16 protein-coding genes and 1 pseudogene are annotated in these 23,761 nt (G+C 41.7%); 14 read left to right on the top strand and 3 right to left on the bottom strand.

Annotated elements, in window-relative coordinates; genetic code table 11:
• Window positions 1-35: 35 nt before the first annotated feature.
• The 3 genes and pseudogenes from OGM63_RS03875 to OGM63_RS03885 all read left to right on the top strand — a co-directional run.
• A pseudogene (locus tag OGM63_RS03875) lies at window positions 36-277 on the top strand (cysteine synthase A); the annotation flags it as partial.
• Between the two features lie 15 nt (window positions 278-292).
• The gene (locus tag OGM63_RS03880) at window positions 293-988 is read left to right on the top strand and encodes a J domain-containing protein (protein ID WP_263744190.1); all 696 of its coding nucleotides are present in this window, start codon (window positions 293-295) and stop codon (window positions 986-988) included.
• Window positions 989-1,197: 209 nt separating this feature from the next.
• On the top strand, window positions 1,198-2,076 hold the full coding sequence (locus OGM63_RS03885; RefSeq protein ID WP_263744191.1) for a 6-carboxytetrahydropterin synthase: 879 nt from the start codon (window positions 1,198-1,200) through the stop codon (window positions 2,074-2,076).
• An 82-nt stretch (window positions 2,077-2,158) separates the two neighbouring features.
• On the opposite strand, the gene OGM63_RS03890 is transcribed toward OGM63_RS03885, so the two are convergent.
• The 3 genes from OGM63_RS03890 to OGM63_RS03900 all read right to left on the bottom strand — a co-directional run bounded on the left by OGM63_RS03890 (window position 2,159) and on the right by OGM63_RS03900 (window position 5,902).
• A complete protein-coding gene (locus OGM63_RS03890) occupies window positions 2,159-3,127 on the bottom strand; it encodes a PrsW family glutamic-type intramembrane protease (RefSeq protein WP_263744192.1) in 969 nt (322 codons plus the stop codon).
• Window positions 3,120-4,043 (bottom strand): class I SAM-dependent methyltransferase, encoded by a 924-nt coding sequence (locus OGM63_RS03895; RefSeq protein ID WP_263744193.1) that lies wholly within the window; start codon window positions 4,041-4,043, stop codon window positions 3,120-3,122. Before OGM63_RS03895 ends, OGM63_RS03890 begins: the two co-directional genes overlap by 8 nt.
• 200 nt (window positions 4,044-4,243) lie before the next feature.
• Complete coding sequence (locus OGM63_RS03900; protein WP_263744194.1) at window positions 4,244-5,902, bottom strand: DUF3352 domain-containing protein; 1,659 nt, start codon at window positions 5,900-5,902, stop codon at window positions 4,244-4,246.
• 505 nt (window positions 5,903-6,407) lie between these two features.
• Between OGM63_RS03900 and OGM63_RS03905 the strand changes: the two genes are divergently transcribed.
• The 11 genes from OGM63_RS03905 to OGM63_RS03955 all read left to right on the top strand — a co-directional run bounded on the left by OGM63_RS03905 (window position 6,408) and on the right by OGM63_RS03955 (window position 23,165).
• Window positions 6,408-9,089, top strand: a complete 2,682-nt coding sequence (locus OGM63_RS03905) for a M1 family metallopeptidase (protein ID WP_263744195.1) — start codon at window positions 6,408-6,410, stop codon at window positions 9,087-9,089.
• A 972-nt stretch (window positions 9,090-10,061) separates the two neighbouring features.
• The gene (locus OGM63_RS03910; RefSeq protein WP_263744196.1) at window positions 10,062-11,279 is read left to right on the top strand and encodes a glycosyltransferase; all 1,218 of its coding nucleotides are present in this window, start codon (window positions 10,062-10,064) and stop codon (window positions 11,277-11,279) included.
• Window positions 11,280-11,471: 192 nt separating this feature from the next.
• Window positions 11,472-12,668, top strand: a complete 1,197-nt coding sequence (locus OGM63_RS03915) for a glycosyltransferase family 4 protein (RefSeq protein WP_263744197.1) — start codon at window positions 11,472-11,474, stop codon at window positions 12,666-12,668.
• A gap of 75 nt (window positions 12,669-12,743) precedes the next feature.
• The gene (locus OGM63_RS03920; protein WP_263744198.1) at window positions 12,744-14,906 is read left to right on the top strand and encodes a GumC family protein; all 2,163 of its coding nucleotides are present in this window, start codon (window positions 12,744-12,746) and stop codon (window positions 14,904-14,906) included.
• A gap of 11 nt (window positions 14,907-14,917) precedes the next feature.
• Complete coding sequence (locus OGM63_RS03925) at window positions 14,918-16,366, top strand: O-antigen ligase family protein (RefSeq protein WP_263744199.1); 1,449 nt, start codon at window positions 14,918-14,920, stop codon at window positions 16,364-16,366.
• A gap of 15 nt (window positions 16,367-16,381) precedes the next feature.
• Window positions 16,382-17,455, top strand: coding sequence for an acyltransferase family protein (locus tag OGM63_RS03930; RefSeq protein WP_263744200.1), 1,074 nt, complete (start codon window positions 16,382-16,384; stop codon window positions 17,453-17,455).
• Window positions 17,456-17,508: 53 nt separating this feature from the next.
• Window positions 17,509-18,684, top strand: coding sequence for a glycosyltransferase (locus tag OGM63_RS03935; RefSeq protein WP_263744201.1), 1,176 nt, complete (start codon window positions 17,509-17,511; stop codon window positions 18,682-18,684).
• Window positions 18,685-18,693: 9 nt separating this feature from the next.
• Window positions 18,694-19,704 (top strand): glycosyltransferase family 2 protein, encoded by a 1,011-nt coding sequence (locus OGM63_RS03940; RefSeq protein ID WP_263744202.1) that lies wholly within the window; start codon window positions 18,694-18,696, stop codon window positions 19,702-19,704.
• A gap of 49 nt (window positions 19,705-19,753) precedes the next feature.
• Complete coding sequence (locus OGM63_RS03945) at window positions 19,754-20,713, top strand: glycosyltransferase family 2 protein (RefSeq protein ID WP_263744203.1); 960 nt, start codon at window positions 19,754-19,756, stop codon at window positions 20,711-20,713.
• Window positions 20,714-20,823: 110 nt separating this feature from the next.
• Window positions 20,824-22,209 carry an oligosaccharide flippase family protein gene (locus OGM63_RS03950; RefSeq protein ID WP_263744204.1) on the top strand — a complete coding sequence of 462 codons (1,386 nt, stop codon included), beginning with the start codon at window positions 20,824-20,826 and terminating at the stop codon, window positions 22,207-22,209.
• A 68-nt stretch (window positions 22,210-22,277) separates the two neighbouring features.
• Window positions 22,278-23,165, top strand: a complete 888-nt coding sequence (locus OGM63_RS03955) for a class I SAM-dependent methyltransferase (protein ID WP_263744205.1) — start codon at window positions 22,278-22,280, stop codon at window positions 23,163-23,165.
• The last annotated feature ends 596 nt before the right edge of the window (window positions 23,166-23,761 follow it).

A 23,761-nucleotide genomic window follows, 5' to 3' on the forward strand; every position in this document is an offset into this window, starting at 1 on the left:
CTAAAACTGACTTAGTGCGAGAATATATTCGTTATATTGAGAAGATAGATGACGTGATTACCGTAGCCGACGAAGCGATCGCCTACCGTCGCCGTTTGGCAAGATATACAAAAGCTATTATCTGGCATTTCCAGTGGCGCATTATATCTAGCAATTCCTGTCGCCCCATGATAAAAAAAATCAAGGGCGTTTAATTGTGATGATTCAAGTCAGTTTTGGAGAGAGGTATTTGAGTCCGCTGTTGTTCCAAGACTTAAATTCATGCATTAACAGCTAACAATAAATTGGAGTAATGGCATCTAATTACTACGAAACTCTTAAAGTAAGTCCGAATGCAAGCCAAGGGGAAATTAAGCAGGCTTATCGCCGCTTAGTGAAATTATTTCATCCGGATACTAATCAACAAACAGCAGACCGCGAGCAAATTATACACATTAATGCAGCATATGAAGTTCTAGGCGACCCACAAAGTCGCCTAAATTATGACCAAAAACTGCGCGACAAGTCCCAAAAATCTCAGGGCGATCGCCAACAGCGGACAGCTGCTGCTCAACAACGTTACAAAGCAGCAAGGCGAACCGGACGCGATATTGATGATCAAATTGAGGCATGGCTGCACCTAGTTTATCAACCAGTCAATCGCTTAGTTAGTGGTATTCTCGATTCTCTAGAAGACCAAATTGATCAACTAGCCGCCGATCCCTTTGATGATGAACTATTAGAAGAATTCCAAGATTACTTAAACACCTGTCGAAATGACCTCAAGCAGGCGCAAATTAGTTTTCGTTCTCTACCGAATCCTCCAAGTTTAGCAAGAGCTGCGGCTCACCTTTACTACAGCCTGAATCGCATCGCCGATGGACTTGACGAGTTAGAATATTTCCCCCTGAACTATGATGAGCATTATCTGCACACCGGGCACGAAATGTTCCGCATCGCCACAGGATTGTACCGTGAAGCGCAAGAATCTATAAATGTATATGTTTAGTCATTGGTGACATGTTAGTAGTTATTTGTTAGTGGGAGCGTGGTTATGGGAGTAAAGAATATCATCGGACTGCTTTACCACTAACAACTAACCATCAACAACTAACAATTAACCACCAACAATTAACAACTAACAATTAACAAAGGAATTAGTTTATCCTGGAAGAGGTGAAAGTTTAATAAATTTTAAATTCTGTTGACAGGATACTCATGCAATGCATTGTTAATCGCCGCGCTCAGTTTTCGGCAAGTCATCGTTATTGGTTGCCAGAACTAAGTGAAGCCGAGAATATTGAGAAATTTGGCGCTTGTTCGCGATTTCCCGGACATGGACATAACTATGTTCTATTTGTCTCCCTAGCTGGGGAATTAGATGAATATGGCATGGTGCTGAATTTGTCTGATGTGAAAGAGGTAATTAAGCAAGAAGTTACAAGCCAACTAGACTTTTCTTATCTCAACGATGTGTGGACAGAATTTCAACAAACTCTGCCCACTACAGAAAATATCGCACGAGTTATTTGGCAGCGGCTAGCACCCCGCTTGCCTGTAGTCCGCGTGCAGTTATTTGAACATCCTGAACTTTGGGCAGATTATATAGGAAACTCAATGGAAGCTTACCTAACTACCAGCATACACTTTAGCGCCGCTCACAGATTGGCTCACCCGAACCTCAGCGACAAAGAGAACGCAGAGATTTACGGTAAATGCGCTCGGACTCACGGTCACGGACACAACTATCATTTAGAAGTTACCGTCAAAGGGGAAATTGACCCGCGCACCGGGATGATTGTAGATTTGGGTGCTTTGAATCAAGCGATAGAAGATTATGTTATTGAGCCATTCGACCACACCTTTTTAAATAAAGATATTGCATACTTTGGCGAAGTAGTCCCCACTGCTGAGAATATCGCACTTTACATTAGTAATTTGTTGCGATCGCCTATTCAAGAATTGGGAGCAAAGCTTTACAAAATTAAACTCATCGAGAGTCCCAATAACTCCTGCGAAATCTACTGCACCGACGACGAGTCAGAATCAAGCTCAACCAGTGCTGTAGAAAATCAGCGAGCTTTAATGCCTGTGTAGCTCATGTCACATATAAATTGAACAATTAGGGTAGACGTAGCAGTGCTACGTCTCTACATTTTTTTCACTTTCTATGTCTAGTTTAAAAATATTGCCGTTGCGCTGAACGTCTTAAATACCGATAAATTAGCCACGCTATCATTGCAAAAATCAGACTTAGCAGGAAGCGGGTAAATATAAACCCCAAAATATCAGGGTAAAAAAGTTGCGACAAACTTAAGGGACCCAGAATTCTTCCCATCAAAAAAAGCCCAAAAATAGCATTTCCACCTATAATCAGGGCAAACAGCACTAAACCCCGTTGCCAGTTACGAAGCTTGGGTGTATACCCAGAAATCAAAGTAATCGGTGGTTTGCTTTGCACTTTTCGCAATAATTGCTCTAATCGCCAAAACATCCATAATAAAAACGGAAACAAAGCATAGCTGAGGAAGCTTAACGGTGCTGGGTAACGCCAAGCACTAGATAGAAAATTAACTAAAGCATGACAAATTACTGAATTTAGCCAAGCGCTGGGAATAACTTTTTTGTATCGAGATAAACGAATGTATGAGCCAATAAATATTCCCAGGGCATAACCCCAAGGAGCAGAGAACAAAGCGTGGACAAGGGTTGCGATCGCACGCTCAAAAATTGTTGCCGTGCCATTGTCAAGGTAAATCCAGTTTTCTTCAGCGGTGAATCCAAGGGCAACAGCTATGGTAAAGAGAAAAACGCTACCGGGTCGTAATTGATACCTGCGTTGAAAATAGCAAGTTGGAACAACAACCGCTGCTAACTTGCAGCCTTCTTCTATTGGACCAATCTCCACAAGTTGCCGCAGGGCAATACCAGGAAGGGATCTATTCATCTGTTGCCAGTCTACAATCGAGTTGGCTACAGTTTCAAAAAGCCATTCTAGGCTCAAAGCGATGAAACCAAATATTGCCCCGATAATAAAGAACAATAGTAGTCGTAGCAAAGATGGGGCAGTGGAGACACGGTAATAGTAGTAGATAAGAAGCAGCAGCGGTGGTATAACCGCATACAGCAGCAGAGATAAATCAGCCACTCAACTGAGCAATTACGGTACGGTGACGGGGAGTGTTACGAGTGATGGTAGGTGCATTAAAACCTGCCGAAATCAGAGTTTGTTCAATGTCTAAGGCAAAATATTCGTCTAAATACGGTTCAGTACTTTTGAGCAGTGTCAAAATGTAAGGTGGCATCTGAGCGTAGATTTCCGATTTAGGATTCATATCCATGATTGCCAAATGTCCACCAGGACGCAGCAGGCGTCGCGCTTCTGCAAAAATATCTTTGGTTGCTGACTGGGGCAATTCGTGGCACATTAGAAAAATTGAGACTAAATCAAATGATGCATCTGATAGTCCAGTTGATTCGGCAGGTGCATGAACCCAATTTATTTTACAACAATTGTGTTGCTGTTCTCGGTAGTGGGCAACGGCTAAAAAGTAGGGAGATAAGTCTAAGCCTGTGATTTTGGCTTGGGGATAAATCTTTTGGAGGGCAAAGGTACTCAAACCCACACTGCAACCCATGTCTAGGATGTCTTGGGGTTCATGGGGAATTTGTGAAGAGAGGATATCGTGGTAACTTTGACGCAATTTTGGATCGCCTTGGGCTTCAGCATCCTGCCATATTTTCGAGTGGACAGCGATCGCAGCGGGTTCTACTTCAAAAGCCGCTTGCCAGCTTAAATTTCCGGTTTCGTAAGCGTGGAATGAGGTGAGGTAGTATTCTGGGTAAGAAAGCTGGGGATTTTGGACTTCAGCTAAATCACTTTCCCAATTACGCGCTTTTAGTGTCTCTACTTCTTTTAACCAAGATACACCCATTTTTTCAGAGCGTTTGATCATCATTTGTCTGGCTTGGTGTTTGGCTAGGCTGTATAGCGGCTTAATTCCTAGGATACGATTTACCAAACGGGAGGTTAAGTCAGGAGAAGTTTTTACAGCAGCTGTCATAATTTAAATTTGGTTTAACTATTTTTCTACTTTAGGCATGATAAAAGTCTATTTACCATAATGACAATCCGTAATGGGAAGGGGGGAGATGGGGAGGAGGGGACTGCGTGATCAAGGGGGACAAGGGGGACAAGGGGGACTGCGTGATCAAGGGGGATAAATGCCCAATGCCCAATGCCCAATGCCCTATGCCCAATTCGCTATTTCCCGGTTTTTGGTTTAAGTGCTAACAACATTTCTATTTGAGAGGTGGATTTGTCGAGACTGGTAGCAGTTACACCGAGTCCGCGAATGGAACTTAGGATGGCAGCAACTTCTGGGGGAATGGCTTGACCGAGGATGGCATAACGATTTACAAGAGAAACGGTTTTATCCATATCTACGTAGAGGAAGCCACCGTTAGGTTTTTGTAAAGAACTGGTGACGGCTTTAAAGTTGTCGCTGTTGTCGAGAGATTGATTTTTGGGGTCGGCGATCGCCTGAGCGATGGGACCACCTAACGCCACAAATATGGTATCTTGATCTAACCAACCATGTGCTAACAATGCACCTTGTTGGGGAATTTGCCATTCAGTTATATCTTTACCGCCGATATTTCTTTGGGCAACCTTGATTTTTTGGGTTTTAGCCAAATTATCTAGTTTGCTGAAGCTGGATTCAGCGGTTTTGCGATCGCTTGTGTCAAATACAAATGCTCCACCAACACCAAGTTGCGCTAATATACCTTGATTGGAAGGAATCGCTGCAAAACCAAATTCCCCATTCATCCAGCCAAAAATATCTTTATCTAAGTCAAAATTTACTGCTTTGAGCTGTCCACGTGCTTGTTCGACTACTTGCTTAAATTCTGGATAATCTTTTGATTGTTCGACTACTGCTGACCACCAACTGCTGATCCCTTGTCCGTTAATTAGGGCTAAAGTATCACTGGGAAAGTTTGCTACTATTTTCGCGCTCGTGTTTTGATACTGAAATTTGCTGAGTTGCGGATCTAAATTGGCGATCGCTTTCATCCGCACTCCCCCATCATCAATCCCAATATCCGCTACCATCGATTTCACCTGCTTCAACTGCTTCAGCGTTTGTGGAGCTATTGTAGTTTGCGAATTTGTCGCTATTAATTGCTGTACCATTCCCCCATAGTCTGGTACGTAAATTCGTGCTACAGTATTTTTGACATCTAAATTTGTCGTAAAAACGTTATTTGCGCCTGGTTTACTGGCAAAAGATGGTTGTCCTTTATACGTATCAATGGAATTTTCTACAGTTTGCTTTTCCGGAGCAAGTACCACATAAGTATTATTTAAAACTGCACTATAAGAGGGTTTACCCTTACCTGTAGTTTCGGTAATTTTCTCTCCTTTATAGTCAATTTCCTTTGTAGTTACGCCTTTTTCTTGCTTTAATTTTTTCCCAAAATTTAAAGCAGCGAGTTTGTCCTTAATTCCCACCACCATCAAAATATTCGGTTCTCGTGTCGCTGGGGGAGTATTTGGAGTTGGGTTAGCTGGAGTTGATGGTAGCACAGCAATCATCACACCACCAACCCAAGGCTTTAAATCTTTTTCATAAGAAATATTACTTTCTGTGAGCAAATCTTTATTTAAGCTATCCAGACCTTTTGCGACTATTTTTTGTGCTTCTGGTGTGCCAAATTGTTGTAATTTAGCCCAAGCTTGAGGGTCGGTAGATATATAAGTTGCAATAAATGCCCCAGAAGGAACTATCTTAGCACTTGCCAAAGCGTCTGAACTATTGCCAGACGGGCCTTTTAGATACATATAAGCCGCTATACTTCCTGTCACAATTACAGCAGCGCTAATCCCAGGAATTAAAAATTTTGATTTAGTTTCGGGCATTGATGTTATCCTATTTTCCTCAAATTGTTACTGAGGCTTGTACAAGCGTCATGGTGGAGTTTGCTGATTTCTTGTTCTTTTGCACAAATGTAGCGTTATTTACTAGGGACTTTAGTAATACAAAGAACTCATTGTTTGGAAATTCCTCCAAGAATTACTTCAATGGGATGAGGAATGAATCCGTAAATGGTATGTTGTTAATTCCCAACTGCAAGCGATCGCGCTCTGGTCAGCTATTCTCAGCTATAGAAACGCTTTTCTAGTATTGACACTCCAGTCAAGCGATGGAAGCGTCAAGCGCTGTTAATCAAGTGTCAAAGGGGTGCGATCGCGCAAGCAGGTGGATTTATTGAAGACAGATACCAGAGGGAAACCTTCTTGTGGAACTGTCCTCCTTAACTAACGACCTAGCTGTGTTAATTTGGGCAAAAAACACTTCTATCGCTATTTGTCTTACCTAGATTCAGTAAAAGTTTTCGTATCCGTTCAAGGTTAGTAAGTATCAATGTCGCAGTTTTCTTTTGAAGCCGAGAATAATCACCACAGATCTTTTGAGTTACCAGGTGCCAAACCACACTATAACCCCGATCGCCCAGGACAGGTAGAGCATATTTATCTAGACCTCAGCTTGGATATTCCGAACCAAAGTTACCAAGGTACTTGTACCATTCGCTTATTACCGATTTGCAATGGTGTCGATCGCTTGACTTTGGATGCGGTAAATTTGAACATTAAGTCTGTCGAAGTCAACCAGGTGTCATCCAAGTTCGACTGCGATGGAGAACAGCTTTTTATTCAGCTTTCTCAACCGACGCAAGTTGGAGTAAAATTGCTTCTGGCGATCGCCTACTCTGTGGAAAAACCCCAACGCGGTATTTACTTTATTCAACCTGACAAACATTACCCTGACAAACCTATTCAAGTCTGGACTCAAGGAGAAGACGAAGATTCACGTTTCTGGTTTCCCTGCTTTGACTATCCAGGACAACTGTCTTCGAGTGAAATCAAAGTCCGAGTACCCAAAAAGTTTGTAGCTATTTCCAACGGCGAACTGATTGACACCACAGAAGACGGCGATGATAAAATATACCACTGGTTACAGCAACAAGTTCATCCTACCTATTTAATGACTTTGGCTGTAGGCAACTTTGCGGCAATTTGCGATGAGTGGCAAGGCAAACCCGTCACCTACTATGTAGAAAAGGGACGGGAGGAAGATGCTAAACGTAGTATGGGCAAGACTCCGCGCATGATGGAGTTTTTAAGCGAAAAATATGGTTATACTTATGCTTTCCCCAACTACGATCAAGTATGCGTTGATGATTTTATCTTTGGTGGGATGGAAAACACATCCACCACGCTGTTAACTGATAGATGTTTGCTGGATGAACGCGCTGCATTAGATAACCGCAATACCGAAAGTTTAGTTGTCCACGAACTCGCACATCAATGGTTTGGCGATTTGGTGGTGATAAAACATTGGTCACACGCTTGGGTGAAGGAGGGAATGGCTTCTTATTCTGAGGTGATGTGGACAGAACATGAATATGGGGACCAAGAAGCTGCATATTATCGGTTACTGGAAGCACGTAGTTATTTAGCTGAAGATGCATCCCGTTACCGGCGTCCGATGGTGACACACGTTTACCGAGAAGCGATCGAACTTTTTGATCGCCACATATATCAAAAAGGTTCTTGTGTTTATCACATGATTCGCGCAGAATTAGGCGAAGAACTATTTTGGCAAGCAATTGGGACGTTTGTCCGGGATAATGCCCACAAAACTGTCGAAACAATCGACTTACTAAGGGCGATTGAAAAAGCTACTGGACGCAATCTGACGTTTTTGTTTGACCAGTATGTTTATCGCGGTGGTCATCCTGATTTTAAAGTCGCTTACTCTTGGGATCGAGATGCAAAGCTGGCGAAAGTCACAGTTACCCAAAATCAATTTACCACAGAAAGTAATGGTAATAATTTATTTGATTTGAAAATCCCCATCGGTTTTGGTTATACGTCAGAAGAAGTTAGGAGTGAGGAGTCAGGTAGAGACGTTCCGGCGGAACGTCTTTACGGAGATTCAACGATAAGTCCTACAGACGCGATTAATCGCGTCTCTACTCCTAACTTGAAAATCTTTACAGTGCGTGTAAATGAACGCGAACAAAGCTTTTATTTTCCACTTACAGAGAAACCAAACTTTATTAGCTTCGATGTCGGGAACAATTATCTGAAAACTGTGTCTCTAGAGTATCCGGTATCGGAGTTAAAAGCACAGATGGAATTTGATCCAAATCCTATCTCCCGTATATATGCAGCCGAAGCTTTGGCGAAAAAAGGAGGTTTAGAAGCGGTAAATGCTTTGTCTGCTGCGTTACAAAATGACTCCTTTTGGGGTGTACGTGTGGAAGTAGCAAAGAAACTAGCTGAGATTAGGCTAGATCAGGCAATCGTAGCCTTAGTTGTTGGATTAAAAGATGCAAATTCTTTCGTGCGGCGATCTGTGGCGGAAGCACTTGGTACAATCAAGACGAATGAAAGCTTTAAGGCTTTAAAACAGCTTTTACAGGATGGCGATCCTAGTTATTATGTAGAGGCAATGGCAGCTTGCTCAATTGGTGCGATCGCTTCTGCTTCCTTGGATGACAAACCCAAGGAAGAAAAGGTACTAAAGCTGCTAAAATCAGTTTTGACAGAAAAAGCAGGTTGGAATGAAGTTGTTCGCAGTGGTGCTCTAGCTGGTTTAGCTGAACTCAAAACTTCTGAAGCCGCTTTAAATTTAATTCTCGAATACACCAAAATCGGTATACCGCAACCCTTGCGTTTATCGGCGATTCGTGCATTGGGAAAAATTTCACTCGCTCAAAGTGCCCCCAACTTAGAAGCGATTTTAAATAGATTGGCAACGCTAGCTAAAGAAAGCTTCTTTTTAACGCAAGTTGCAGTGGTTGTGGCACTGGGACAAATGGAAACTCCCAAAGCAATCTCGATTTTGCGATCGCTTGCCGATCAAACAGCTGATGGACGTGTCCGTCGTTATGCTGAAGAAGAAATGACCAAAGTAGGTCTTCATATTGGCACAGAAGGAACTCTGCGTCAATTACGCTCAGAACTCGACCAAGTAAAACAACAAAATCAAGAACTCAAAAGCCGCTTGGAAAATTTAGAAGCCAAATCCAAGCTGTAATAGATGCATCATCTGTTGTCATTCAGGTGCGTTAGGTATTATTGCCTAATGCACCAAGACATCCACCCAACAAGCGGCAAATTTCGGCTTATTACCCTTTTTAATTGGGTGCAATATGTCATTTAGGAATACCGATTCTCATGAGAACAGCGATCGTTTTATTTATAGCTGACTGCAATTTTTTTCTTCTTCAAAAGTTATTGCTCAAAAGCCGTTCATATTGTCGTTTCCGTTAAATTTATCACTTTGGAACGCGATTTTAGTTAATTAAACTTTTTGCGAAAGTTAAGTTTTTGTTAATTTACCGACAGAAGCGCACAAAATTTTAACAGACATAACATAGGTATGCATATTTTGAAAGATGATAATTTTCCTTTGATAGTGTTTGGCTGCATTTTAATATCTTCTATTCTAGTTTTGGGAAGATATGCTGTTAGTTGCTATTCACTTCCTCAGCGGCAAATTATCAGATAATATGCATGAGGCTGTTGTAAATTTTCCAGTCTAGATTACCATTCATCCTAGGCTCAATTGCTTATATTCAAAGCCTTACAGCTTTTCGGCACATCATAGTTAAGCATCTTTTCACCACCTAAAAGCAAGCACTCGCTGGAAGTGCATCTTCAGAATTCACCCTCCGCAGATAAAAACTAATTGCAACTTTCGAGGGTGAATTTTTCTAGAATTTAGAGTTGGGGAACCATGACTAAGTTAAGTCAAGCATTTTGCTATTAATTTATAAAACTTGGCAAATTTTTGTGTTCTTCCATACCATTTTCCGAAGTTCAACAAATTAAACAAGGAGATCGAAAAATTACTCTGCTAGCATTTAATTCATTTAGGTAAAAAAATATTACCTCAGAGATACTACGAAGTGAAGATGAAACCATATATAGTAAAAATTACACGTACTTGAAGATTTTGTGTTAAAACTTATATTAGTGTTTACACAAGTTGTCCAGGGTTGTAGTAATGCGTAAACCAGTTCTCACAATTTTTTACCAGTTCAATCCTTGGAGCACTACTATCGGAGGCATTCAGACCCTAATAAACATATTTATCAAGTACGCACCTCCAGAATTTGCGGTACGACTCGTAGGAACAGCAAACGATAAAACCCAGCCTATTCTCAAATGGCAATCAGCCGAATTTGCCGGGAAAGAAATTAGTTTTCTCCCTCTATTTTCTCTGAAAAATGATAATGTTAGAAGTTTGATCCCGACGACAGTAAAGTATACAGCAGCGCTTTTAGGGCAATGCTTTGAGTCAGATTTTATGCATTTTCATCGGCTAGAGCCAACCTTAGCAGCCCTGAATTGGCAAGGAGAAAAAACTTTATTCATCCACAATGATATTCACACGCAAATGCAAACTGTGCGTGATAAAAAGGCAATTCTTTGGCGGAGATTTCCCGCAGCATATTTCGCTGTAGAGAGTTTATTAGTGCCTCAGTTTAGCCAAATTCTTTCATGCAATACCGATGCGGTAAAACATTATAAAGAGCGTTACAAGAGTGTTAGCGATCGCGTTGCATACATTAAAAACTCCTATGATAACGAGCTTTTTTATCCCTTGAACCAGGAAGAGAAAGAAGTAGAAAAACGCGAACTAGCCCAAAAGCTAGGTTTACCGGATGATACACGTTTTGTGCTGTTTGCGGGTCGTCTGCATCCGCAGAAAGATCCAACATTGTTAGTACGTGCAATTGCAGCCTTAAACGATCCTTGTGTTCACCTACTGATAGCGGGTGATGGAGAGTTAGCAGCTCAAGTTCGCACAGAAATTGATACCTCAGGTTTAACAGGTCGAGTAACAATGCTTGGGGCTGTACCAATTGCACAACTGGCACAGTTGCATCGGATTTGTAACGTTTTTGTGCTGAGTAGCGCTTATGAAGGTCTACCTTTGGTCGTGCTAGAAGCGCTAGCTAGCGGAACCCCAGTAGTCACAACAGAATGTGGCGAAACCCCGAAATTGCTAACTTCTAACAGTGGAATTGTTTGTAGGCAACGCACAAGCGAGTGTATCGCTGATGCCTTACGCAAGGTACTACAGCATCCAGAAGATTATCCAATTGAATCTTGTGTCGAGACTGCACAACCCTATGCAGCCCGCACGGTTGTTCGAGATATCTACAGTGAAATGTTAAATCGTTGGGAACAGCGAGTAACTTTTGCTGTTAAAGTCTAAACATGAAAAATGGGGTTAACCCAAATACAAGAACCACCGAGCATTCGTTTTAGCAACTCCTTTCAGCAGCCATGCAAAAAGAGTGAGAGCACAAAAAATAGCGCCTAATCGTGCTTTCCTGGTGTAAGATTTAAGACCAATCAAATTCTGTGTATCAGATTGTACACTACCTCCAGAAAACAAGTGATAAATATGAAAATAGCTGTAATTGGTGCAAAAGGTCTTCCTCCGAAACAAGGTGGTATAGAGCATTACTGTGCAGAAGTCTATCCACGCATGGTTGCACAGGGACACAGTGTGGATTTATTTGCCCGCTCCTCTTACACTGAGTCTTCCTGGGTTGAGAATTATGAGTACAAAGGCGTGCGAGTTATTTCTCTACCAGGTGGACACTTAAGAGGAGTAGATGCATTTATTACCTCAGGACTGGGAGCGATCGCTGCCACTGGCAAAAAATATGATATCGTTCATTTTCATGCTTTAGGTCCATCTTTATTTACTTGCTTACCCAGCATCGCCACCGAAGCAAAAGTAATTGTCACCTGTCAGGGGTTAGATTGGCAACGTGCGAAATGGGGTAATTTTTCAACTCGGCTGATTCAGCTAGGTGAAAAAGCCGCAGTCCGCTTCGCCGACGGCTTTATAGTTGTATCAGACGCACTGAAAAAGTACTTTTGGCAAACTTACAATCGCGAAACAATATACATCCCTAACGCTCCTGCCAGCTACGCTGATTCTGACCCGAATTTTCAATACGGCAGTGATTTGGGTTTGGAACGGGGACGCTATATTATATTTTTGGGCAGAGTTGTACCCGAAAAATGTCCCGACTTGCTGGTTGAAGCCTTTTCTGCTCTCCAACCGAAAGGGTGGAAATTAGTATTAGCAGGTGGTGTCAGCGATACCAAAACCTTCACTGCAAATTTATTAGAAAAAGTAGCAAGCGATCGCAATATCATCTTTGCTGGAGAACTCAGAGGTTCTCGACTCGCAGAAATTGTCCGAGGGGCTGGATTATTTGTTCTGCCTTCTAACTTAGAAGGACTACCTTTAGCAATGCTAGAAGCCATGCGCGAAGGTATTCCCGTACTAGCAAGCGACATTCCACCGCACCAACAATTAATTAATCACGGACGGGGAATGCTTTTTGAAGCTGGAAACGTGAAATCCTGCATTAAATCTTTAGATTGGGCAGTTAATCACCCCCAAGAACTCGCAGTCATGGCTAAAAATGCCCAAAAGCACATAGAAAACAACTACAGTTGGGATGGCATTACCTCTGAAACATTAAAACTATACACCACACTGTTGAAATCGCCTGCACCAGTAGAAACAGCCGCTATTTCGCCGCAAAAAAGCGGGCTGGCTGAGGCGATCGGCAAAAAATAACATTTGTTTAAGTTGTTAGGTGCTTTACCAATTTGTGAGAAATGATCAATCACCAATGAAACAAGGTTTTGTGCGATGGAGAAGGGTATATCCTCATTATTAGCAGTTTTCAAGCGGCGTGCATTGCCCGCATTCGTGACATTCACGGCAGTAATTGGTGGGGCTTTTGCTTACCTCAACGTTACCCCGCGTTTGTATGAAGCATCAGCGCGACTGATACAGGACGATAGAAGGGTCAGCGTTTCTGAATTGGGTCGCGACTTGACCCAGGTGTCTTCGGGTGCCCCTGGTGGTCCGAGTCCCCTAGCTAACCAAGCCGAATTAGTCAAATCGCAACGTGTTTTGTCACAAGCGATCGCTCTGGCTTCTCTCAAATCCACAACCAAAATCACATCCGAAGAACTCAAGAAAAAATTGGGTGTGAAAATCGTTCCCGCTACCAACATTCTGGAACTGAGCTACAAATCGAAAGATCCCGAACTTGCAGCCCAATTGCTGAATGCCGTATCGATAGCAATGATTGAGGAAAATACGAAAACAATCAGTTCGGAAGCGACCAAAGTACGGGAATTTTTACAAAATAGCGAAATCCCGAACGCACGTAAGCGCTTGCGAGCAGCTGAAGATCGTGAAAGCCAGTATAGACATATCAGCGGGATTATCTCTTTTGAAGAGCAAACTAAAAGCGCAGTTGAGAGTTTAGCCACTTTAGAAGACCAAGAACGCAGTCTGACATCTCAACTGCAAGAAGCAAAAGGACGGGATGCATCTTTGCGGCAAATCACCGACGCTAAAAGCCTAGATAAAGCTTACGCATCTGTACGCGGTGGACAAGATGAACAATTAAAAACTTTACGCGCTAAGTTAACAGAGTTAAATACAAAGTTAATTGAAGCGCGTTTGCGTTTAACAGAAAACCACCCAACTGTAATCGCGCTGTTTCAGCAACGAGATCAGGTCAATAAATTGTACACAGAGCAACTTGCTAGCGTGTCGCCGGCAAATTCATCCGTTGCGACAAACACTGTTGCCGGCGATCAAATTAGTCAAGACTTGACTTCTAAATTTCTTGCCAATGAGACAGAGCGATCGGCAATTGAAAATAAGCTTAAGACAGTAAAAGCTCAAAGAACTCAACTGCAAATTAGCCTCACAAAGCTACCGATTCAACAGCAACCCCTCATTGCACTAACCCGCGAACGGGAAGACGCTACTGCCTCGTTAAAATCGCTACAAAGCAAACTAGAGGAAGCACGCATCACTGAAGCTCAAAAGGTTAGCAATCTCCGCTTGATTGAAGCCGCGAAAGCACCGACAATCGCCTCTTCACCCAAACGTTCAGCAGTGCTGGCGCTAGCCACAGTGTTCGGAACTGTTTTAGGTACTGGTGTGATGTTGCTTCTAGAAGTGATGGATAACACCTTAAAAGATGCCTCCGAAGCCGAGGAACTACTGAACCTACCCTTACTTGGAGTGTTGCCGCGTCTGCCTGCTAAAACTCTCGTTCTAGAGCCAGCCGATCGCTTTTTAGATGATATCAGCTTAGTTGAGCCTTACCGAACGCTCCTGAAAACCTTGGAGTTTCGCAGTCGCGATAAGGTGCAGATTATTGTTGTCAGCAGCGCACTTTCTGGGGAAGGTAAGTCAATAGTCGCATCGCACCTAGCCGCCATTTCCGCCATGTTATCTCGGCGGACATTAATTATAGATGCAGATTTGCGTCGCCCGATGCAGCATACACTATTTAACTTAGCGCCGACGCCGGGAATTACAGATGTAATTGAGAAGCGCAGAAGCCTAAATCAAGCGGTGCAGCCGACAGATGTTGAAAATTTGCATGTGTTAACTGGTGGGGAATTCCACGGACGTCCCTCGCAGTTATTAGAGTCACCGACGATGAAGTCTTTGGTCGCAGAAGCAGCGGCGAGTTACGATTTAGTAATTATAGATACAGCACCCATCAGTGCTTGTGCAGATGCCGCTACATTGGCACGACAGAGTGATGGAATCATGCTGGTAACACGTCCTAACATCACCATCAAAGAAGTACTGCAAAGAGCGGTATCAGAATTAGAAAATAATCAGATACCAGTACTTGGAGTTGTGGTCAATGGAATGACACAGCAGACAGAAAAGTATTTCCGCTATCCAGTTGATGGTTATCGACCGGTAGAAGGGCGATCGCCAAAGCGTTTAACCGCAGTCAAAGGTGGTCGGAAAAATTATGACAACGGTTAGAGGTACTAAGAATGCTGAATAATCAAGGTTCAAGACGTGGTTTGCGTCTGATGCTATTGATTAGCTTCCTGGGCGCCGCAACTGGTGTAGTTGTGGGCTTCGCAGCAGGTGCTCAACCCTTTTATCTGGGTGTCGCTTTCGGAGGTATCGCAGCAATTATCTGCTTTTTTTCCTTCTTTGAGCAAACTGTACTCGGTTTATTAATCTTGCGATCGGCTTTAGATCCGTTTTCTGGTCAACAGCTACCAGCCGCGTTTGCCATTGGTCTAGATGCCCTGACTATACTTTATGTCACAGTAATGTTACTGAGGGGGCAAACTGTACGCACCAATAAATTTTGGTGGTTATTTGCCGCTTGGGTAGCACTACAAGGCGTATGGGTGATACTTTTGCCTTTGGGAGGATTGGGGCTAAATGCTGCCTTTTTGCCAGACAGCATTCGCGAATGGGTACGTATTTTTTCCTGGCTGATGGTCTACCTGATAGTCATGCAGCTCAAAGACCGACTTCATCCAGAAAAAATTGTTTCTGCTTTACTGCTGGCGCTAATCTTTCCCCTGACAATAGCATTAATGCAGACAATTTTACCGCCTTCGCTTTTACCGCCAATATTTGTGTTTGGGGGAGGTGATGAAGTTTTATTTGAAAAAGCCTCTCGCATTAACGGAACCCTAGGTCATCCGAACACCTTCGCAACCTTTTTATTGCTGTTCATTGGTCTTACTTGGTGGAAATTAAGTCACTCCAAACAACGTTGGCATTGGCTGATATTGCTATTCCTGCTGGCATTTTTTTATGTGAGTACTAAAGCTTTATTTAGTTTGCTCATGCTTGCCGTTTTTGTACTAGTTTTGATTTCGCCAAAATTAAATATTATCAAGTTACTTGGTGGGATAGTTTTTTTAGCAATTGTCATCGGCTTATTTGCTAGTACCGAATTTGGACAACAACGTCTGGGTTCAATTGCGAATACACCGCTACTAAATCCAGATATAGATATATCGCGAGCAATTCTCTTATCACAAGGAGATAATAACAGCTTCAATTGGCGAGTTTCTCAATGGTATATGCTACTAAAAGCTTGGCAAGAATACCCAATCTTAGGTTATGGCTTGGGTTTGAGCAAACAAGTAGCTGGTAATGGATTTCTTCCCCACAACGATTATATCCGCACTTTGGTAGAACAAGGAATTGTGGGTATGGTGAGTTTTATTGCCTTTTTCCTAGCTCAAATTGTCCGTTTTATCCGCTTAATTAAAGATACACCGAGCGGTACGGCTCAACATGATTTTTGTTTAACTCTTTTAGCTGTTTTTTTAGCTATCCCTGTGGGGATGATTACCGAAAACATTTGGACTCATACCACTCTGTTCTTCTATTGGTGGACTGTATCAGCAGTTGCTGATTGGGATTGGAATAAACTTCAACCACAGACTCCTTTACTCACCAAACCTTATTAAAAAAGGAGATATTTCATGCAAAAAGTTATAAAACATCAAAAATTAAATCTCCTCCAGGTGTTTCGAGGACTTGCCGCAATCATGGTAATACTTGCTCACTGCGACTTGATATTTAATCAAAATTTGCAAAAAGACTTTTTCGGGAAAATCTTTAATTTTGGTGGCTCAGGTGTTGACTTTTTCTTTGTATTAAGCGGATTTATTATTTTATATATTCACCAATCAGATATTGGCAATAGAAGTAAGCTCAAGTCATTTTTTATCAAGAGATTTACCCGAATTTACCCAATTTACTGGGTAGTTTTGACGCTAAAGTTATCCGCTTCTTTATTCTTTGCTTACGATGCTGACACCGGAAAGAGAAATATTTTAGAAATATTAAAAGCTTTTATCTTATTTCCTCAAAGTCGAGAAATTCTCTCAAGCAGCTTTCTCGGTGTTAGCTGGACATTGACATTTGAAATTTTCTTTTATATCATATTTGGTTTATTAATTGGCTTAAAACCCAAATTATCTTTTTCCATAGTTTCCATCTGGCTATTATTGACATTTACACATTTTATTGGCATCTTCAATTTACCTAAAGACGGCTTGATGCTTAATTTTATTTTCAACGAACATAATCTAGAGTTTTTTCTGGGTTGCGTAGCAGCTTACATTGTATCTAAACATAAAATTCCTCAAGAAATGACTTTAATTTGTCTGGGGGCTTTTTTATATACTTTAGGAGCAATCAATTATTACTATAAAGTTGTAGAAATATCGCCTGTAATTTCCTTTGGTATTCCTTCGATGCTTTTGGTAGTTGGCTCTACATCTCTAGAAATGAGGAAACATGTACATGTAAATGAGGTTTTGATATATATAGGGAATGCATCATATTCTATTTACTTAATGCACGGTTTTGCTATAAACAACATCACAAAGTTTATCTTGAAAGTTGCCCCAGGTATTACTCAAAATAGTCTGATATTAAATATACTGGGAATCATGATTGGCGGAATGGGACTTATATTTGGATGTGCTGTTTACTCCTATATTGAAAAACCGCTGATTTCAACTCTCAAACCAAAATTAGTGACAACTTAGTTGGTTGATAATATTTACTTTTTTGTTGTTATGTAGCAAGAACACAATAAACAATGACCCAACAACTAATTAATTCCGATAACGCACAACACAAAGGATCGCATGAACGACCCTACAGAATTGTTTTGGTGCATCCAAGTGCAGGGGTTAACTCTAGCGGTGGTTCGGAGATTGTTGCCATCGAGCTTGCACGTCGTTTGAGTGCATACTTTGAGGTAGAACTTTTAAGTGGTGCCCCTTGTGGTTCCTTCAGTTACCCTGTTAAATGTATTTCCCGCACTTTCAGTAGTCGTGTTGTGCGTCATCCCTTAGTAGCTCCACTACTACGAGGTATTGGGACGCATCCTGAGATTGTGGTGGAACATCTGACTAGCTTCTTTCCCTGTCTTTTGCGTCTTTTGAGTCAGCCTGCTGATTTGATATTTCCCCATAATGATTATGGTGGATTGGCTGTAGCTGTTTGTGTGCGATCGCTCATTGGTACTCCAATACTTTTTACCGAACACAATAGCTTAAAGGCAAACGGGAAATGTCTCAAGCGGAATCTTGGCTTTCGTCCCGATCGCTTCGTGGTGTTAGATGAAGCGACGGCAACTTATGCTCATAACCTAAAACCTACACAACCAATAAGTGTCATTTCCAATGGTGTGAATCTTGAGCGATTTACACCGAACGGAACCAGTATCAATTTTGGCTTGCCAAGACCAATGGCACTGTGTGTAGCTAGTTTGAACCGCAAGAATCACAAGCGAGTCGAACTAGCTATTCAAGCAGTGGCTCGCTTACCCCATGTTAGTCTTGTTGTTTGTGGGGATGGACCCGATCGCTCATACTTTCAAGCATTAGGCGATCGCTTACTCGGTCAGCAACGATTTGCTATTCGTACCTTTGCCTACGAGCAAATGCCTGAAGTATATCGAAGTGTGGATGTATTTACACTTCCTTCTGTGGATGAACCCTTTGCACTTGCCTATCTCGAAGCAATGGCAAGTGGTTTACCAGTAGTGACTACTGATGATGCAATTCGTCGTTACATCGTTGCAAATGGGGGCATAGTATGTGACGTAACGAACCCAGACACTTACGCAGCTGCACTTGCCCAAGCTTTAACAGGTGATTGGCAAATGCGATCGCGACAAAATGCATTGCGCTTTAATTGGGACACGGTGGCATCAAGCTACCGCGATGTGATTTTAGAAACGATTATGCAGTCTAAAAAAGTAAATTAGGGGTCTACTATGCCTTATGTTTCCGTAATCATCCCAGCCTACAACGCTATGGCTTACCTCCCAGAGACTTTGGAGAGCGTTTTTCAGCAGACATTTCCTGATTTTGAAGTCTTAATTATTGATGATGGCAGTTCTGATAGAACTGTAGAATGGGCATCTCAAATTGCAGACTTGCGAGTTAAATTAATTTGCCAAACAAACCAAGGTTCATCCGTTGCACGCAATACAGGTATTACTGCCGCACAAGGTGAATACATAGCCCTTTTGGATGCAGATGATATTTGGGAGCCAACTAAACTAGAAAAACAAGTACGTTTGTTAGAAGAAAACCCATCAGTAGGTTTAGTAGATACTTGGACAGTTTTAGTTAACCAACAAAATAAATCTACGGGGAAAGTAATTGTCTCTCATGCAGAAAAAGACGCATGGAAGCAACTAGTTCAGTTTAAAACAGTCTGCTGTTGTGACAGTACACCTTTGATTCGTCGCAGTTGTTTTGAAACGGTGGGATTATTTAATCCAGATTTACCTTTTCTGGAAGATTTAGATATGTGGATTCGTCTTGCTTCTCGCTATGAATTTGGAGTAGTAAAAGAACCCTTAGTTCGCTATCGACAGCATCCTGGGAGTAAATCTACTAATTGCCAAGGAATGCTAGAAGCTTTTCGGACAATTATCGAGAAAGCTTTTGAATCTGTTCAAGTCGAATTACTGCCTTTAAGAGATAGAGGATATGGTCGCGTCAATCTCTATTTAGCTTGGAGAGCAATAAACAATAAAGATTATGAACAAGCAGTGCATTTTAATTATCAAGCCATTGCTCATTATCCACAGCTAATTTTTTCTTGGGACTTTATCCGTCAAAGTATTGCTTTGGGGCTGTTAAAACGACTTGGTTCGCAAACTTATGATAGAGTGCGATCGCTTGTGCAAACAATGCGTCGCAGCGCAGGGGAATGGAATTCGCGGCTAAACAAACAAAGTCCACCTGCACAGACTTCAGAAAAAACAGCAATTTAAACTAGATTTGGTGTTAATTACCAAAGCAGACAATTTGAGAGGTAAAAAGATGCCGAAAGTTTCCGTTGTTGTTCCCGCATATAATGCAATGAAATACCTCCCAGAAACCGTGGAGAGTGTCTTGCAGCAAACTTTGACTGATTTTGAAGTATTGATTGTTAATGATGGTAGTTCTGATAAAATCGTGGAATGGGGTTCACAGATAACCGACCCCAGAATTCGAGTGATTACCCAAGAAAATCAAGGTACGGCTGCGGCACGAAATAGAGGAATTAGTGAATCTCAAGGCGAATATATTGCTTTTTTAGATGCTGATGATATTTGGGAACCGACTAAGTTAGAAAAACAAGCAAATTGTTTAGATAATAATTCTTTAGTTGGTCTGGTTGATGCTTGGACAGCTTACATGGATGAAAGTGGTAAGTTAACAGGCATAGTCATGAAGCACAATGACGAGGGTGATGTATATAAAAAAGTTTTTGAATCATGTGATAGCACAGTCTGTTGTGGAAGTTCACCGATGATTCGCCGTGTTTGTTTTGAAACTCTCGGCTTATTCGATGAAAATAGCTACATTGAAGATGTGGATATGTGGGTACGTATCGCTTGTCGTTATCACTATGGAGTTGTCAAAGAAGTTATGGTGAGATATCGACAGCATCCTCATAATAAATCAAAAGATTGCCAGTCGATGTTAGAAGGTTTTCGGCGATTGATTGAGAAAACATATCAAGCTTTGCCAACAGAAGTATTGTATTTAAGACCCAAAAGCTATGGAAGATTGTATGTCTTTCTCGCTTGGAGGTCTATAGATAATAAAGATTTCCAACAATCAGCGCATTATCGCAACTTAGCGATCGCTAACTATCCACAACTACTTTTACAACCGTCGTTGATGCGCTTGAGTGTCGCGATCGCGGCACTAGAATTGCTGGGATTTGAGGGTTATGAAAAAGTGCGATCGTTTAATCGTGCTTTACGTCGTCGTTTGTTATTTCGCACAATCTAATAAACTGAGGGAGTGGGGGAGAGGGGGAGAAAATTATTCTTTCCCCCTCTCCCCTTCCCCCCCCTCCCCCCCTCCTCTTCCCTAATACCTAATCGCTTTTTGGAGTAACTGTGGGACTGCGTAATCAAGTTATTAAAGGTGGAGCCTTACTAGTTGTAAGACAAGCTCTGGGAATATTACTCAGCCTGATAGGAGTAATATTTATTACGAGAGTTATTGGCCCTACCCAGTACGGATTGTATGGAGTAGGTTCTGGAATTGTCAGCTTTCTCGGTGGTTTGGGTATGTGGGGTTTGGACGTTTATTTACTACGCAAAACCACTAACCCAGAGCAAGAAGATTATGACCAAGCCTTTACCCTGTTGCTATGTTTTGGCGGAATCTTTGCGCTGAGTTTGGTATTAGGGCAACATATTATCGCCCAAATGCTTAACCTTCCAGAAGCCGCACCGTTTTTGGCAGCTTTGGGTTTGACTTTACCAATATCATTGTTAAATATACCTTTAACAATTAAACTCGACCGCGACTTAGATTTTAAGCGTGTGGCATACATTGAGTTAATCAGTCAAATTAGCTACTACGCGATCGCGCTGCCATTAGCACATCAAGGAGCTGGTGCTTGGGCGCCGACTGCTGGTTTGTGGCTTCAGCAAATCAGCATGGTTGCGCTAACTTATTCGAGTACTAAACTTCGTCCGCGCTTGTGCTGGAAGCCAAGTTTAATTCGGGAGATGCTGAAGTATGGCTTAAGCTATTCTAGTTCGACTTGGTTATGGCAATTGCGATCGCTTGTTAATCCAGTCATTGTCGGACGTTTCGCCGGCGCTGAAGCTGTGGGCTTTGTTTCTCTTGCCATTCGTTTAGTCGAAATGCTTTCTTTTGCCAAGACAGTAACTTGGCGTTTAGCGATGGCAGCGCTTGCTAAACTCGAAAATGACAAAACGAGGCTGCGGCACAGTATTGAAGAGGGAATGCGCTTGCAAGCCCTAGCAGTTGGCGTTCCAATTGCAGGTTTTGCCCTGCTCGGTCCTGTAGTATTATTACTGATTTTTGGCAAAAATTGGACTCCAGTGCTACAAGTCTTTCCATTTATTGCCGTTGGCTATCTTTCCAATTCCATCTTCAATTTACATTGCTCAGTACTTTATCTGCTAGGTAAAAATTTATCTGTTGCTTGGTTTCATGCAGCTCATGTCGCACTTTTTGCCGGACATGCATTTTTGCTAGTACCGCAGATGGGAATAGTTGGCTATGGCTATTCCGAAATATGTGCATTAGCTAGTTACCTACTACTTCATATATATATAGTCAAAGAATTGGGCAATTTAAATTACACTAAAGCTCTTATTTGGTACGGTATCACCGTTGCTGTTTTAGTCTTAAGTACATTACCTGGTTCGGCTCGTTACCTATCTTGCTTGTTGCTACTCCTTCCACTAACATCAACTAAAGAGAGAAATACCCTTGTCGGGTATTTACAAATATTAAGGTCTTGACAAAAAAGGCGCTTAGGCTAATCTAAGCATCTCAGCTACAATGTAATTGAACTTAGCGGTACAAAATTATGAACATTAAACTTCCTTTCAGTTATCAAGAAATTGTTGATGAAGTAGTTAATTTTACCGATTTGCCCAGACAAGAAGTAGAACATAAAGTGTGGATGCAGGCTATAGGTGAAGGACCCGTAATTCAAGAAGCAAAGCATTTTGGAGTAACTCCCCATCAATATGACGACAAGATGGAAAAACTCTACAAAGAAGGATATGGATTAATAATTGAGACTATGGTTTTTTGGGCATCACAAGAAAGACAGCTTTGGATTCAACAAGCGGTGGAAAGGATTCGCTTATACGCCCAAAAAAATGCTCGCGCACTTGATGATTTAACTATTCTCATGTTAGGTGACGGCACCGGCAATGATTCTTTAGAACTTGTCAATAATGGATTTAAAATTAACTATTTTGACATTCCTGGAAGTAAAACATACGAATTTGCGACAAAGCGGTTTGCCCATTACGATTTGATCGGCGATCGCGTAAATCTTATATCTGACTATAAATCTTGTCTTACATCTCAATACGATATTGTACTTTCTTTTGAAGTTTTAGAACATCTGACTGACCCCATTGCCGCTATTAGAGATATTAACTCTATGCTGAAAACTTCCGGCATCGCCATAATTACAGAAGCATTTTCTGCTGTTTATGATATTTTTCCTACTCATTTAAAATCAAATTTAAAATTTGCTAATCAGGCACCTTTTATATTTTTACAAAAGAAAATGCTCCTGACTTGGTATAGTCAAAAATCGTTTTTTAAGTTTAAACCAATGGAATTTGTTAAAAAAGAAAGAATCTCCCTGAAAGATTTTATCTCTCTTTTTAAAGATGCCAAAATCAGGCAACCATACATCAATGCCAAAATCAGAAAATTATTCGCTTTTGGTTCTTGATCTAACGTCTCTATAGATGTTATTGGTGGTTGGTAAATCATACATATTGTAGAGACGTTCCACCGGAACGTCTCTTTGCCGGAACGTCTCTTTGCCGCTGCCAAATACCCCCTTGGCAACAGTAATGCTCAAATAGGTGTTTCGTAACTTTTAGGACTTACGCAAGTGAAAAATAATGTAGAGACGTAGCAGTGCTACGTCTCTACAAAGGTTTTGGGCAACGCATATTTAATTTTCACTCCTATGTCTATTAGACCTCTCCGGAAAACAATGTAGAGACGCGAAATTTCGCGTCTCTTGGGGTTTGGATAACGCATATTTAATTTTCGGAGATGTCTATTAGACCTCTTGCAAAAGTCCTTCCTTTCCCTTCTTCTTTGCCACGAGTGCGACGAGTACGTGAGACAAAAAATTATTTATGCAAGAGTCTATTGTACAATACCGTTGGTGTTAAACCCCAAATCCTCGTAGAGACGTAGCACATGCAACGTCTCTACAGGTCTAAAATCAGTACCAAAAATCCTTAACACCAACCGTATTGGTCTATTGTAGAGACGTTCCAACGGAACGTCTCTACGACGGTTGCCCTCGCTTAT

It is taken from the genome of Plectonema radiosum NIES-515 (assembly GCF_025753815.1).
Taxonomy (GTDB): Bacteria; Cyanobacteriota; Cyanobacteriia; order Cyanobacteriales; family Nostocaceae; genus Hassallia; species Hassallia radiosum_A.